We start from the raw sequence: 15,038 nt of genomic DNA on the forward strand, positions 1-15,038 counted from the left end.
TTAATACATTAATATCATGAAAAAATTAAAAATTAGTATGTTAGCCTTAGTCTTCGCCGTTGGTGTTGGCGGAGCGTTTGTTCAAAAAATCCAGGCCGCGCCTAAGGCTAATGATCCAACTTATAATTGGACACACTTTAACCAATCTGGATCTCCAATAGGAAGCCTTCCAAATGCAACAGTGGATCAGGCAAGAGATGATTTGGGTTGTCCTGGTTCAACTTCTGTTAAATGTGCCACCGCAACAGGTGCTCCTACTATTTACTACAATTAACACAGTATAAGCAACAATCAGAATTAACATCTGATTGTTGCCTTTTTATTGGTCGGCAAGAATCAAAAATGGATAATTGTATTTATTTAAATTTATATCAAGGCCTATGCGGTTAAAATAATCTTTTAACATGGACACTTTCAATCCTTCACTTAGATCGGCAAAATCTTTCTTCAAACTTATCCTTTCTTTAATTCCGGTTAAATTTATAAACGGGGGCTCGTTACCGTACATTTCTGAAAGTTGCTCCGCAATTTCCTTTAATGTCTGATTTTTTACAACCATCGAAGTTCCAACAATCTGTAAAGGTTCTCGATTCGTTTCTTTAAAATCACTCCCTTTAAATTTCGATGGCAATTGAGTAATGATCCAACAATCCGTTGGTTTCATTTCGACCCTTGCTTTAACATTAAAATATAGCGATAGTTCATTTGCCATTAGAAGATAGAACTGTGATATATTAATTTTTTTTGAAAATGATAATTCATAGCACAATAGATTCCTTTCAGACCATTCATTAAACATTGTCATCCCATATCTTTTCGTCCAATTGAGCTCGTTAGTATAAGCCGGGTAGAAGAAACTAGAAGAATCTTTCGTGTGAATTTCTACAAAATTCCAATCTCTTTTTTGCATTGGTTTTTTCATGTATGCAGCCCAAAATAAGTCTGTTTTACTTCTGTTCCATGCAAGAAACCTGGTTGAATTCGCATTGCTGTCAGGCAGCAATACTCCGCCATTACCTATACTGCCTTTTTGCGGTGTAATTATTGATCGATGAACAAATTCTGTATCCGCCACTTTTAAGGGCTTTCTCCAATCAAATTCCAAATCGTCATGCTTGGTAGCCAGACTTGTGTTACCATTAATAAAGGAAAGAATGTTTTTTTCATTGAGTTGTTCATCATCAGTTATTGCTTGAACTATTCCATTTTTATCTATCCAAATATTGTGCGGCACAATGGTATGAGGAAAGTATTTTTTAAGTAAAGTGTCACGTGCCGAAAAAGTCAGATAGGCAAGTTCCTTATGATTTCCCAAAAATGTAGTCAAAACCATATCTGATTGATTAGTGATGCTAATAATATGTAACTTATCGCCATATTTCTTTTGGAGCTCATCCAAACTAGGCATTTCTCTGACACATGGGACACACCACGTTGCCCAAAAATTAATGATCAATAGGCCGGAACGATACAAATCAGATGCCTGTTGAGTAGACTTAGCAGTGTTTTTTAGGTTTTGGAAAAGAAAGTCTGGTACATGGTCCCCGATCTTTAGAGGTTTAACAGTTTTTTGCTGACCAATAACCAAAAAATGATTGCCGGCAAAAAGATATATTATTATTATAATTATTTTAAGTTTCATACTAATTGTTTTAAAAAAGGATTAATGATACCCCGGATTTTGCACAAGGTTGTGATCGTATGTTAGTTCGTTAAGAGGAATTGGTAACAGCGCGGCAGTGGACAGCCATGTAGTTTTATACATTCCAATCACCGGGTTTAATTGTCCGGTCCGTTTTAAGTCGAGAAAACGACTTCCCCATTCGTCGAACAATTCAACTCGTCGTTCTTGTAATATGGCAGTGAGCATTCCACTTTGAGTAGTAGCAGTGGTATTTGCTATTCCTGCGCGTTTTCTGATAAGATTTAAATCATCCGCCGCGCTTCCTACTCCTGTGACTTTTGCTTGCTGCGATCTTGCTTCAGCTCTGATCAGGTAGGTTTCTGCCAAGCGCAGCGCCATTAGATATTCAGGGCTGGTGGTATTTGGTACACGGTTTTTATATTTGGATAAATAGTGATAAGTTGTTGTAAGACTTCCTGATTTCACATTGCTGGTGCCGATCCAGGCATTTTTTCTTAGATCACCACTTTCGAAGGCATTAAATAAATTTGTGGACATCGGATATCTCGGTAATGAAGTATTTGACGATGGAACGAGATTTGTTGCACTGGTAACAAACCCGTTTTGTGTCCAGACCTGCAATATTGCCTCGTCACTCCCTGCTAAAAAAACATTATTGGGCGTACTTAATAAGCTATAAAGGCCGCTGTTTATTACCTCGGTAGCTTCAGTTTCTGCGGCGGGCCAGTTTTTTTGAAAAAGATAAACCCTTGATAACAGGGCGGCAGCAGCCCACTTATTTGCTCTTACCTTGCCATTCCCTGGATAGTTAGCAGGTAATCCCTGTTTGGCATCGGCTAAATCTTTGATGATCTGCTGGTAAATGGCTGAGATCTCACTTTGCGGCGCTTGTGAGCTTAAGTTAATATCCGTGCTCAATACTAGTGTAACCTTGCCGTATAGGTTAATCAGGTAGAAATAAGCATAAGCTCTTAGAAACTTGGCTTCGTTGCTTAATAGGTTAATATTAGCCACAGGCAGTTTAGTGGATTTTGGCAGGTGTTCTATAAGGTCGTTGCATTGGTAAATAATAAAGTAAAAGTTTTTCCAGATCGCCAGATCTGTTGAATTGCTGACAGAAATAGTACTTTTAAAAAATTCAAGATCTTGTGGAGTGGAGCCTGTGTAATCCAGATTATCAGTATACATATCCAAATATTTTGAATAATTGACCTCAATTGTTCTGTCCAGTTGCGCATAGATATTACCCAATGCAGCAACTGCCGATGTTGTATCCGAAAATACATCAACCGTGGTTAATTGATTTTTAGGACTATTCACCTCGATTAGCTTTTTACAACTGGAATAGACCAGTGTAATAAATAGCAGAATTATAATTTTTTTCATTTTTTCGATCTAAAGGGTAATTTGAAAGCCGATAGTTATTATTCTTAGTGGTGGCACATTAGCAGATGCGCCACTTTCTGGATCATATAATGCTGTATTATTGCTCCACCATGTTGCTATATTCTCTCCCTGGGCATATATCCTTAATCTGTCGATCTTTCTATATTTTGTCCAGCTCTCAGGGAACGTATAGGAAAGCGAAACATTTTTTAACCGGATATACGAGGCATTAAAGAAATTAGCAGAAGAAAGTGTATAGTAATAATCGTCTGTCCCGGTTGTAGCTTTAGGTATGTTGGTGCTGTTGCCGGGCGTTTGCCAACGGTTTGAAGCAACGGCGAAATTGTTGGACAAGGAACCTGGTGGAATAAGACTACCTGGTAAAGATTGTCTGGAGAACTGCGCAAACAGGTCCAACTGAAAATTCTTATAGGCGATAGCATTATTCATTCCTCCATAATAGCTGGGGTTTGTATCGCCCATAGTATAATAGAAGTTTTCGAATGCCGGAGAAGAACTCGTTCCTCCCGTTTTAACCTGATATAAAGATGCCCCTGTTTGTGGATCGGCACCAGCGAATCTGAAACCGTATGCCCTTGATATACTTTCACCAATAATATAAACGTTCGCATAGCTGGACGTGGCCAGGTTAGGAAAGCTTTTTAGTATATTTTTACTGGTGGTAATATTAAAATTAGTGGACCAAGTAAAATTTGGCTTTTGAATATTTCTCGTGCTTATTTCCACTTCCCAACCCTGATTTTGGATTAAGGCAGGTAAGTTTGCCTGGTAACTGTCAAAGCCCGTAATAAACGGAATAGCGTAATTCACCAGTTGGCTGCCACTGCGATTTTGAAAGCGGTTTATGGTGAGAAGTACCCTATCCCCAGCCAGTCCAATATCTAGACCGATTTCAAATTTCTTATTTGATTCCCAATGAAAATTATCGTTCGCAATTCTTGCAGGAGTTAGACCTGTGATATTCTGATATACATAATTTGAGGCCTTATAGGTTGAAAGGTATTGATAATCTGCTATCTGATCATTTCCTGTTATGCCATAGCTTGATCTGATCTTACCAAAACTAAGCCAGTTTAAATTACTTTTAATCCAACCTTCATTACTAAAGATCCAGGCCGCACCAACGGCACCAAAATTTCCAAATTGGTTCCCTGGCCCGAACCGCGATGATCCGTCCCTGCGGACACTCGCGTTGATCAGGTATTTTTCATCCCAGTTATAAGTTACTCTTCCAAAAATAGATACGTATTTATAATCAATATAGGAGTTTGACGGTCTTAGCGTCGCGGCAGAAGCAAGATTTTCGAGTTGGCTTTCGCTATTGAAGTTGGTCGCATAAATGATCTCGCTCTTATTTTCTGTTTTTTGAAATGTCCCGCCTAAAAGCACATCAAAATTTGATTTATTCTTCTTTAAAGAATAATTGATCTGAGGCTCGACAATGAAGGATTTGGTGGAGTTATTGCCAAAGTAGGTAAAACTTTGCGGAGAGGTACTTGGGTCCTGAGCTGATTTTGGATTAACCATTACTTGATTCATATTTAAATAATTCATTCCAGCGCTGGTTTTGATCTGTAGGCCGGGAAGAATTTTATAACTGACAACCGCGTTAGTAATAATGTTATTAGTTTGAATATCTGACGTGTTCTGCACAGATGCCGTCGGATTAATCCCATTTAAAAAGTTGAAGTTTCCATTTTGGTAATAAATAGGAAAATTGGGAGGCAACAAAATATTACTGGACAATGCTATTGCCGGGTTAACAAGCTTATTATTATCCTGGGTATATGAAGTTGACATCAGGACATTAAACTTACGGTTTGAGGAAATATGTTGGACATTCATATGTATACCACCGCGTGTATAGCGGTTATTTCCGGGTAACACACTAGTCTCCGTTCTGTAATTAGTTCCTAAAGCAAAAGTAGTTTGCTCGCTCCCGCCGGAAACATTTGCCTGGAAATTGGTTACATGTCCGGTACCCCCTAAAATATATTTTGCCCAATCTGTTGATTTGTTGGGGTCCCACACTGTTAAGTCAGGCGCATAGCTTGGTGATGTTGGATCTGATGATGGAATCAGTCCGTCATTTTTAAAGGCTTCTTTGCGGATCGTTAAATAATCCTGCAAATTTAAAAGCTTTGGCAGGTTAGCTACTTGCGATATACCCTGATATAAATTAATGTCTGTTTTAACTTTTCCAGATTTGCCTTTTTTAGTGGTGATGAGCACGACTCCGTTTGCGCCGCGACTACCGTAAATTGCGGTTGCGTCAGCATCTTTTAAGATACTTATATTTTCAATGTCATTAGGATTTAAAGAGTTCAGGGGACTAATTGCTCCGTTAATACCTGCCGCAAGTGCTGTGTTATATACTAATGAGGTAGACGCAAATGGAACGCCATCAATGATGTATAAAGGATTCGTACCCGCTGTTAGAGAGCCTTTACCACGAATCTGGATGCTAACATCACCTCCGGGAAGCCCGTTTGTGCTTTGCACATTAACACCAGCAGCCTTACCAGAGAGAGCCGATAAAATATTAGTAACAGGTTGTTTCTCAATATCCGTAGCAGTTATTGTTGATACGCTACCGGTGTTAAGCCGTTTAGTTGTCGTTCCATAGCCAATAACCTGCACCTCATTTAATGAATTAGCATCTGCTTTTAATTGGATGATAAACTCGTTATCTAAATTGAGTGGTATGGGAATATTAGTTGTTTGAAAACCAATAAAACTTACCGTTATTACACCATTTTTGGGGGTATTGGTCAGCGTAAATTTGCCATCTTTATCAGTAATACTTATACTGCTTTCGTTTTGAATTTTAACTGTTGCACCTGGCAACGGTAATCCTTGTTCATCGGTTACTTTCCCGGTAATTTTGATGTTAGGTGGCCGTGAATTAATTTGAGCCGAAGCATTAAAAAAAAAGCAAAGTGCGGCCAGCACTATAAAAAGTATAGTTTTTTTCATTTAAAATCTAATTAAGTATTCGTTAAAAGACCAGTTAGTAAGAACTAAAATGGAAAACGGCAACCGAAAATAAAATTAACTACAACTGATCTTGGGTTGCCGTTCCATTAGCAATCAATCGGGGGACTTAATAATGTTTTTAAAGCGATTTTTGAAATTGAAAAACCAACCGAAAGTATAAAGATCATAGTATGCCGAGTCTGTTGGAAAAACAGTTTGGGATGCTATACTGATTATATTATTTTTTCGCGGTTTCATTACTTGTTCTATAAAACAAGTCTTGGGAGGGATGAGCTTTTTATATTCAATAAGTGTGGGAGCTGCATCACGTGACCCCATATTGGTTCTCAGGCCTTATGTTACCACGTGTAAACAGCAGCGCCCCACACTTATCAAATTAATGCTAATGTAGCACTTTTTTGAAAGTGATGGGGTATCAATCTGCTGCCCTGCGGTAACGGCCTGAGATGGGTCGCAAGACTTTTTATTAATACCTTTTAAATATTTTTTATTCTATAATTTATTAATTGAACGACTTTACTATCACAAATATAATAAATCACTTCAAAAAAAGCAAATACTTATTGAAAATGTCACGATTTGTCGGTGTCCATTTGTTTTATGGACAAATCAAGTTTAATTATTAGTGCCAACATTATTGAAATTAGGGATGCATTGGGGCTTTCACAAAAAGATTTTGCATTGTTAGCGCACCTGTCTACATCGACTTTAGTTAACATTGAGTCTGGAAAAAAATCGTTTAGAATTAAGTCCTTAGATGGGATTATCAATTTTACGACAATTAAATTAGAGGATTTGAGTAAAAGTAATTTTGCCCCTCCTAATAATTTGCGTGAAATACTTACCAAAAAATACAAGGCGGTAACTTCGGTATATGTTCTTTTACGACAGGAACCTTCAATTCCATATTGCATTAAGTACAAAATGTTACCCACTAATTTTCTCAATACTCCTAAAGAAACAAATGAGGTTAAGCGTTTCTTTTTAGATATGGGCTGGAATTTCAAGGCTAATTCACTTCATACGGCTTTAAAAAGGATGTCCCATTTAATTAAAATCAGCCCTCATCCGGAAAAGAATGGTACAAATTTGTATTCTAAAAAATAATAATATTACCGTAAGGCTTGCGGAATACCAAGTCATTATTATTCCCAAAACCGAGTGGGATGAATTTCTTAACGCCACTATTATGGCCCGCCACTCCATCAACAGATCCACTCTATTTATGATTTGATAGGATAGTCGCCTTCTACTTTTAGTCGTTGGTAGTCCCAGGCATTGTTTTCGTCTTCCTTTGCCAATTCATCATAGTATTTGTTTGCCAGGTCTTTATAGGTATTATACAATGTTTTTCGATCAGCAACCTGCTTTTTATTAAACATCCATGATTCATCGCCGGTATATCTATAGGCAATATCACTATATATTTGAGCACGTAAGACTCTTGTTTTGAAACTCGACATGCCCAGACTGATCGCTTTTTCAATTTGACCTTTCCCAATGAGTAGATTTTCCAGGGGGGCGTTTTCTTTTTGGTAGGGTTTAGCCATTAAATTATTACTATGTGAATAAAATAAAGCGCGATAGAACAAACTGGTGGTGTCATTGGGATTAATTTTAAGAATTTTATCCAGGCTATTTATCGTGGATTTATATTTTGAGGCCGTAAATATCATGCTCCCATCATTAATCAATACTTTTCCGGCAATAATCCTGATCGGTGGTTGAGCCATCACGGAAACTTTTACAAAAAATAAAGATGCAAGTATAAATAAGGAGGTTACAAATGCTTTCATAATTGGTAATGTTATAAAAAGTTAAACGCCCATCGTTGATAATAATTATCAATTGTTCCTTAAAATTTATTCAATTGATGATTCGACAATGTTACGCTTAATGTGCCTGATTTTGCCAGGTATCTAATAATGCCTAAGTTTGTCGCTTTGCCGTAGATGAAAACCAATATAAAACAAAATATTGTAAATTAACTTATAAGTGAATATCTTTGCATTGGAAATTTGGGATGATGAAGGAAAAAAGTGTACTTTTTATACAGTACGCTGGGAAGATGCCAGGGAAAGTGAAACAGATAAGTTCTTTAATAAATACGATGCCATCCCTGAACTAAAAACAGCAACCCAGCAAATGTTAAGTTTTGTGCTGGATAGCTTGGGGGATGATCACGGGGCTATTGACGCTTTGTTTAACCGGCCGGAAAATGCGGTGACCGGTTTGCCTAACACCGGTAAGGTAAAGGTGAAACAAGTAATGTTTACTTATCCTAATTTTCCGCTTCGCTTATATGCGTTGCGAATTAATAACCGGAACGATATCGTTATATTATTTAACGGAGGTGTTAAATCCTCCTGGACAAATCAGGAAAGTAAAGATATTCATCTTAAATGGGTGGAAGCCTGCCAGTTTGCAAAGCGTATTGAAGAAGCACTACGAGATGGTGAAATCATAATTGATGAGGGTAAAAGAAAAATGCTGTCGGCTAATAACGGCGAAGAAATTTTTCTATAAATAAGTACGGTCATGAGAAGTAAAGTTGCACAAAGGATACAGGATGAAACGCCGCAAGAGGTTCGCATTTTCGTTCGCCAGTACACCGATATCGTAGTTCGGATTAACGAGCTTATGCAGGAGAAGGGTTATAGCCAGAAAGACCTGGCAGCGAAAATGAATAAAAAACCTTCCGAAATTAACAAATGGCTAAAAGGAAATCATAATTTAACCCTTAAAACATTGGCAAAACTGGAAGCGGAATTAGGTGCTCCATTAATTTATACCGCCCGTGAGCATGCACATGCATAACATTCCCACTTTTAATCTATATATAGATCATGATGCAAGAAGTCTTTAACGAACATTATATTATAGGCAACGATACTTTTAAAGTGGTATTCCTGATCAAAGAGGGAGATAAATTGGACGGAGGTATGATGCCTTACCATGTTTTTGAAATACAAAAGCTGGGTGACAGCGTTAAATTCTCCTTTCACAAGGCCGAAGTGGGTTTTGCGGGGAAATACGGCCTAGTCAAAGCCGATGATAAGCAACAGTTAACCTGGTCTTCAGAAATTCATAAAGAGCTGTTGAACAAAATTTCACATCAAAAAATTCCAAATAGTTTCTATCTCTGGCCTGAATTGGGAAGCCGTTTTATTGAATAGCAATAGGATTGATAATAAGTATTACTGCCAAAATCCAATACGTTTGGATATAAAACTATCGCGAATAGATATCATTCTTTTTTAATGAATCATCACGTTTAGTAATAATCGTAAAATACTCCTTTTTTGCGTCCAATAGTGTCAGGATCATGTAACCAGGCCTCCAATAGCCAATGCCAAATATTTTGACTGGTTGAGAATGTGCTTGAATCACCGAGGAATCTGTGACGATAGATTTTTGTGTCGAACAGCCAAACGGAAGAAAACAAAGAAATAACAGTAATCTTCTCATCTCATGACGCAATTGTATGACTTTGTTGATAAATCAACACGCTTTAAAATTATATATTATTCTGCTCCTTTACCTGAAAAACTTTTAAATTAAATATATTAATTTCAATTAAACATTATTGGCAAAGCATAATCCTAAATCGGTGGAGAATTCTCGTTTCCTTTCTTAGAGGATAGTAATTATTAAGGATCAGGATTTAGAATGGACTTAATTACAATCAGATCTATTAAACTAATACTATATTTGATAGTTAATAACGCTATAATTTACCCCCCTCTTATTAACTGAATTTGCAATTTTAACAATTACCCCATTAATTTGACCAACAATAAACAGGTCTTCACCGTAGTTTTGTTTTTTGATCAACAGTTGTTTTAACTTAAATTTAATGGTATAATCTACAATTTGATTTCGCGGTACCCATTGGAATATTTTTATTTACCTAAATACCTACCGCGATGAATGATTATGATTTTTTAAATGATCTGTTACTCAGGTGCCCGCTTTATGATTATGATCAATACTCGCCTGATCAACGTGCGAAGATTCTGCTCGATTCCTATTTTCAGGTTGCATTGTATCTGGCCAGTCCTCAATTGTTCGAAATAGTAGCAGCAAAAGGGTTTGATTTTAAAGCGCTTAATTCACGTGAGCGGTTAAGCTTCATGCGGTACTACAACCGCATGAGTTTCCGGCCGACACCCTTTGGAAGCTTCTCTTCTTTTTCTATGGCTGTATGGGGGGGAGCGGCGGCAATTATCTTAGGCAATAAAAAGGATGCAAAGTTACATTTGAACATTGACCAGGAAGTTACCTTACGTTTATCCGAGGGTTTAATGGGCAATAAAAAAGAAGATTACACTTATATCTGTAACCCGGCATTATATAAATCTGGCAAAGACTTCCGATTTATTAAAACATCTTATTCGCAAAATAAAAAAAACATCTTTTTTGACCTGGAATCTATCGAAGGAAATACGTTAACCAACGCATTATTCGGTTACTGTGCGGGAGAAATCAAGCAAGGAAAAGAAATTATTTCCTATATGGTAAAAAAAACAGGATGTGACTGGGAAACCGCCAGTGACTATCTGAATTTCCTGATAGATGCGAATATTGTTATACCGCACACGAACACAAACATCATTGGGGAAGATTATCTGCAAAGACTTTTGCATCACCCTGAAACGCCATTGACTGCAATTCGGCAGGACCTGTCGGCGATTCAGGATCAACTGATAGCCTACAATTTCCCTGATGCAAGCCAATTGGTCAAAATTTCCGGGCAGGTAAATAATTTATTATTTTCCTTGAAACATGAAATAGAAAAACAGGTATTTTATGCTGGATTGGAAAGAAAAGCTGTTAATGGTAATCTTTCAATACAGCGCCAGCAGCAAATTAAGGAGGGGCTCAGGGTTTTGGAATTGCTTGTCACGCCTGTGCAAACATCACTACTACAGCAATTTATTTATGATTTCAAAGCGAGGTATGATTTGCGAAAAGTTCTCCTTTTAGAGGCTGTTGATCCAGAGATCGGCATAGGATATGGCCCCTTGGTCTCTACAGCTGCTGAAACCGATTTGTTGCGTCATGTGAAATTTGCAGATCAGCAGAACAAGAAGGTAAACCTGGAATGGTCAATGGTTCACCGGTTATTATTTAAAAAATGGAATGAAAATTTTAAAAGTACTGCCCCGATCCAATTGAATGACTCCGATTTATCACAACTTTCACCCGACCAAACTTTCACATCCCCGCCTACGTTACCTGTCGTTTTTCGAGTACTTGGTGATCATATCTATTTGGAAACCATTGGAGGAGCTTCAGCAACAGCCTTAATAGGGCGCTTTACAGCCTGGAGTAATAAGGTCCATGAGCTTGGTCGTGAACTTGCTTCAAAAGAACAATTAGCAAATCCAAACGTTATTTTCGCTGATATCGGGCAGTTGTCCGACACACATGCAGATAATATCAATAGAAGGCAGCATATCTATGATTATGAAATACCTATAAATTCAATCTCTACCTTTCCGGTTGAACAACAGATTGCCCTTTCTGATCTTTGGATTTCAGTAGTTGGGAATGAATTGGTATTGGAATCGAAGTCACACGACAGAGTAATAGTACCCCGCTTGACCTCTGCTTATAATTTCAGCCGCAACAATCTGGCACTTTTTCGCCTGCTTTGCGATTTACAATACCAGGGTTTAAACGGGAATTATTCCTTTGATTTGGAACAATACTTTCCGGGTATGGCCCACTACCCCCGTGTGGTTTATAAAAACACTATCCTGTCTGCGGCAAAATGGTATCTATCCGCTCAGAATTTAAAGGAATTAAAAGAAGCAGCTGAAAGTGAAGCTATTATTCGATTTAAAATAATGCGGGAAACGTTACAGCTTCCGTCACTTATTGCACTAAGCCAATTCGATCAACAACTCATTTTCAATATCGATAAAGAAAATGAGATCGTCTTTTTATTGGATTGTCTGAAATCTATGGTAACCGCGGTTTTCCAGGAGTTTTTTTTACCCGCTGAACCAATTGTCACCAGTGAAGGAAAACCGTTGGTCAATCAGTTCATTGCTTTTTTATATAAAAATCAGGAGGTTTATAAAGGCAACCGAATACCAGATGTGATGATTAGGCCCAAGGTTCAGCAGGATTATATCTTAGGCGGCAAATGGCTTTATTTAAAATTGTATTGTGCCCCTGCTATTGCTAATGACCTGCTCGTTAAAAAGCTGCTTCCTCTGTTAAACCAGTTAGGCGAAACAGAATTATTATTATGGTTTTTTATTCGTTATAGGGATTCCGGCTATCACATTCGTTTGCGCCTAAAAATCAACGAATCCGCTGTTGGTAATATTTTAGCACGCTTGAAAAAGCGCCTTGCTGATACTGTGCATTATCATTTGATCAGGGAATACCAGGCAGATACCTATCGTAGGGAGATGGAAAGATACGGTCCGGACATCATCACATTAGTAGAATCCTTTTTTTGTGGTAGCAGTGAACTTGTCTTGCGGTATATTAGAATAGCAACCCTGAAATCCCTACCCTACAGTTATCATAGCCTGGCCTTTGTTTCAGTTGCCTGTTTGTTAAACTGTTTTATACCGGAAATTAATGATCAGTTAATTTTTCTTGAACAGATGGTCAATACGTTTTATGCTGAATTTTCAACTGATAAATCGTTAAAAATAGACCTCGACCAGAAATTCAGGGAGTTGAAAACAGAGATAAGCAGCCTGCTCACCAACGAGGAGTATTATTTGTCTTTAAAATTGACTGTATGGGCAAATCTTTATAAAATGAGAATTGATGCGCTACAAAAAAAAACAATCCCTTTTCCAACTAAACGTCGGAATCAGCTCCTCGCTGACTTAATACATATGCATTTGAACCGTTTATTCATTGACCGGCAACGCAATCAGGAACTGATAATTTATTATTGTTTTTATAAATACCAGCTATCGGTGAAAGCTAAAAAGAAAATGAGTGGTTAAAACTTTCTTCTCGACCTCAACAACAATTCATTCATTTTTTCAAGAAAAGCGTCCTTGTAAAACCGGCCTAAGTTTAAAGTAATATCTTTTTCTAAGGTAACCCGTGTTTGCTCAACAGATTTAATCCGGTCATTGTTAATGATGAAGGATTGATGAATTCTCGAAAACTGGTCCATCGGAAGATATTGTTCTGTTTCATTAATGGTCAAATAAGGCATAATATCACCGGAGGTCAAATGGATCTTGATGTAATTTTGAGCACCTTCTACATAAAGAATTTCATTAATAATCACTTTGACCATCTTGCCTCTGCTTTCTGTTTTCACAAAAAAGAAATCTCTTTTTTCTTTTTGAGCCGGCCGAGCTGCAATTCCCGTCCGTTGTATGTGCTGAATACATTTGCGAAACCGTGCATAGCTGATCGGTTTTAAAAGAAAATCGAATGCCTCCTTTTCAAATGCTTCAAGTGCAAATTCCTGGAAAGAGGTGGTAAATACAATCGTAGTATGCAGGTTTACTAATCCGGCAAACGCCATGCCTGATAATTCAGGCATTTCTACGTCTAAAAAAGTAATATCGGGCGGATTAGGTCCGGTCACTTCGTTAAGCGCTGTAAGCGGATTGGTAGAAAATCCCTGTAATTCAAGTCCATCAGTCCGTTCTATATATTCAATCAGCATTTCTATAGAATGATATTCATCATCTACAATATAACATCTTAAATTCATAATTTCACCCTCAGTTCCAATCCGTAACTTTCTTTCTCGTCTTTGATAATTAAATTATATTGATCTTTGTAGCTGAATTCTAAACGTTTGATTACATTTTTTATTCCAATTGACCTCGTTCGTTTGTAATCTGGTTGATCTCCTTTTAAATTCCAGCTTATAAAACTTAACTCATTTTGGTCGTTGAGCGTAATATGCAATTTGGCCGCGCCCTGCTTTTTTTTAAGGTAACCATGTTTAAAAATATTTTCGGTAAGCGTTAACAGCACCAAGGGAATAATTTGATAAGCTTCAAAATCACCTTCAGCTTCAAAATCAATAAACAATGCGTAGTCATAGCGAAGCTGGTTGATTTCAATGTAATTTTGGATTTGTTCGATTTCCTTATCCAATGATGTTTTGCCATTAATACTGACCTCGTTTAACGAAAAACGCATTATATCAACCAATAGTAATACACATTGAGAGGCCTCGCGTGAATGTTTAGCATAAGTATTGTGAATAAAGCTTAGCGTATTAAAAAGCAAATGTGGATTGATCTGTTGCTGTAAATAAGCATTCATAGCTTCGGCCAGGTTTCTTTCTAACTCCGCCTTTTCCTTGAGTGTTACTAACTGCACCGTTTCTGTTTCATGCACACGTTTCCTGAACGAAATAACACGTAGAACAGACCAATAAAGGGTGCTAAAGCCTATAAAAGAAACTCCTCTATAAATATTCGGTACAAGCAGCTTTTTAACGTATACAATTTGGCTTGGAACAGCATTTTGGGGAAATGCCAGAAAAAAATCAAGTAAATATTTCAAAATTAAATATACCAGCACTTCGAATAACATCAATACAGGAATCACCAGGTATGATCTGTCCGATTTAATTGCTGATGCAAGCAATACATGCGCATTGAAATAAAATAGTAAAATATTTAATCCATAATAACAAATGTAATTCTCTAATGAAGCGAAAGTGTCAATGCTAAACCATACAAAGCTAATTTCATAGGCTATAAAAATAGCCCAGCCCGCAAAATGCTTAAAAAGCAATTTGCCATCCAACTTGCTGAAAAATGCGAATTTGGATTGTAATCCCATTGTCATAGCCGGTTATCTTTCTACCGCAAACTGTCGTGCGTGTAACAAAGTTGTTGTGTACCCTTTTGTACTCCTAATTTGACTGAAAAGTTATCGCTATGAAAAATTTAATTGTAAAAAACTTCAAAAAGAAAACAAATAAGCTATACAGCTTTACTCATTTGTCGGGTATCAATTCAACCGGTACTCCAAC

At 37.3% G+C, this 15,038-nt stretch carries 12 protein-coding genes; 6 read left to right on the forward strand and 6 right to left on the reverse strand.

What is annotated here, in order from left to right; genetic code table 11:
* Positions 1-16: 16 nt before the first annotated feature.
* Positions 17-274, forward strand: a complete 258-nt coding sequence (locus CKK33_RS18685; RefSeq protein ID WP_095705571.1) for a hypothetical protein — start codon at positions 17-19, stop codon at positions 272-274.
* 45 nt (positions 275-319) lie between these two features.
* Here the strand turns inward: CKK33_RS18685 and CKK33_RS18690 are convergent, their stop codons facing one another.
* Genes CKK33_RS18690 through CKK33_RS18700 form a run of 3 tightly spaced genes read right to left on the reverse strand, consistent with a single transcriptional unit; the run spans position 320 to position 6,028 of the window.
* Positions 320-1,642, reverse strand: a complete 1,323-nt coding sequence (locus tag CKK33_RS18690; RefSeq protein WP_095705572.1) for a TlpA disulfide reductase family protein — start codon at positions 1,640-1,642, stop codon at positions 320-322.
* Between the two features lie 21 nt (positions 1,643-1,663).
* Complete coding sequence (locus CKK33_RS18695; RefSeq protein WP_095705573.1) at positions 1,664-3,031, reverse strand: RagB/SusD family nutrient uptake outer membrane protein; 1,368 nt, start codon at positions 3,029-3,031, stop codon at positions 1,664-1,666.
* Between the two features lie 9 nt (positions 3,032-3,040).
* Positions 3,041-6,028 (reverse strand): SusC/RagA family TonB-linked outer membrane protein, encoded by a 2,988-nt coding sequence (locus CKK33_RS18700; protein ID WP_095705574.1) that lies wholly within the window; start codon positions 6,026-6,028, stop codon positions 3,041-3,043.
* Positions 6,029-6,649: 621 nt separating this feature from the next.
* On the opposite strand from CKK33_RS18700, the gene CKK33_RS18710 reads away from it, so the two are divergent.
* Positions 6,650-7,156 carry a helix-turn-helix domain-containing protein gene (locus CKK33_RS18710; protein ID WP_095705576.1) on the forward strand — a complete coding sequence of 169 codons (507 nt, stop codon included), beginning with the start codon at positions 6,650-6,652 and terminating at the stop codon, positions 7,154-7,156.
* A 116-nt stretch (positions 7,157-7,272) separates the two neighbouring features.
* On the opposite strand, the gene CKK33_RS18715 is transcribed toward CKK33_RS18710, so the two are convergent.
* A complete protein-coding gene (locus tag CKK33_RS18715) occupies positions 7,273-7,845 on the reverse strand; it encodes a hypothetical protein (protein WP_095705577.1) in 573 nt (190 codons plus the stop codon).
* A 199-nt stretch (positions 7,846-8,044) separates the two neighbouring features.
* Here CKK33_RS18715 and CKK33_RS18720 point away from each other — a divergent pair, with 199 nt between their 5' ends.
* From CKK33_RS18720 to CKK33_RS18735, 4 genes are all read left to right on the forward strand, one after another.
* The gene (locus CKK33_RS18720; protein ID WP_143823001.1) at positions 8,045-8,575 is read left to right on the forward strand and encodes a hypothetical protein; all 531 of its coding nucleotides are present in this window, start codon (positions 8,045-8,047) and stop codon (positions 8,573-8,575) included.
* A 12-nt stretch (positions 8,576-8,587) separates the two neighbouring features.
* Positions 8,588-8,866 (forward strand): helix-turn-helix transcriptional regulator, encoded by a 279-nt coding sequence (locus tag CKK33_RS18725; protein ID WP_095705579.1) that lies wholly within the window; start codon positions 8,588-8,590, stop codon positions 8,864-8,866.
* 29 nt (positions 8,867-8,895) lie between these two features.
* Positions 8,896-9,225 (forward strand): hypothetical protein, encoded by a 330-nt coding sequence (locus CKK33_RS18730; RefSeq protein WP_095705580.1) that lies wholly within the window; start codon positions 8,896-8,898, stop codon positions 9,223-9,225.
* Positions 9,226-9,975: 750 nt separating this feature from the next.
* A complete protein-coding gene (locus tag CKK33_RS18735; protein ID WP_095705581.1) occupies positions 9,976-13,029 on the forward strand; it encodes a lantibiotic dehydratase in 3,054 nt (1,017 codons plus the stop codon).
* Here CKK33_RS18735 and CKK33_RS18740 read toward each other — a convergent pair.
* The gene (locus tag CKK33_RS18740; RefSeq protein WP_095705582.1) at positions 13,026-13,757 is read right to left on the reverse strand and encodes a LytTR family DNA-binding domain-containing protein; all 732 of its coding nucleotides are present in this window, start codon (positions 13,755-13,757) and stop codon (positions 13,026-13,028) included. The genes CKK33_RS18735 and CKK33_RS18740 overlap by 4 nt on opposite strands.
* The gene (locus CKK33_RS18745) at positions 13,754-14,851 is read right to left on the reverse strand and encodes a sensor histidine kinase (RefSeq protein ID WP_095705583.1); all 1,098 of its coding nucleotides are present in this window, start codon (positions 14,849-14,851) and stop codon (positions 13,754-13,756) included. The genes CKK33_RS18740 and CKK33_RS18745 overlap by 4 nt, the downstream gene beginning before the upstream one ends.
* Positions 14,852-15,038: the final 187 nt, after the last annotated feature.

The sequence above is a fragment of the Mucilaginibacter sp. MD40 genome (assembly GCF_002288635.1).
Taxonomy (GTDB): domain Bacteria; phylum Bacteroidota; class Bacteroidia; order Sphingobacteriales; family Sphingobacteriaceae; genus Mucilaginibacter.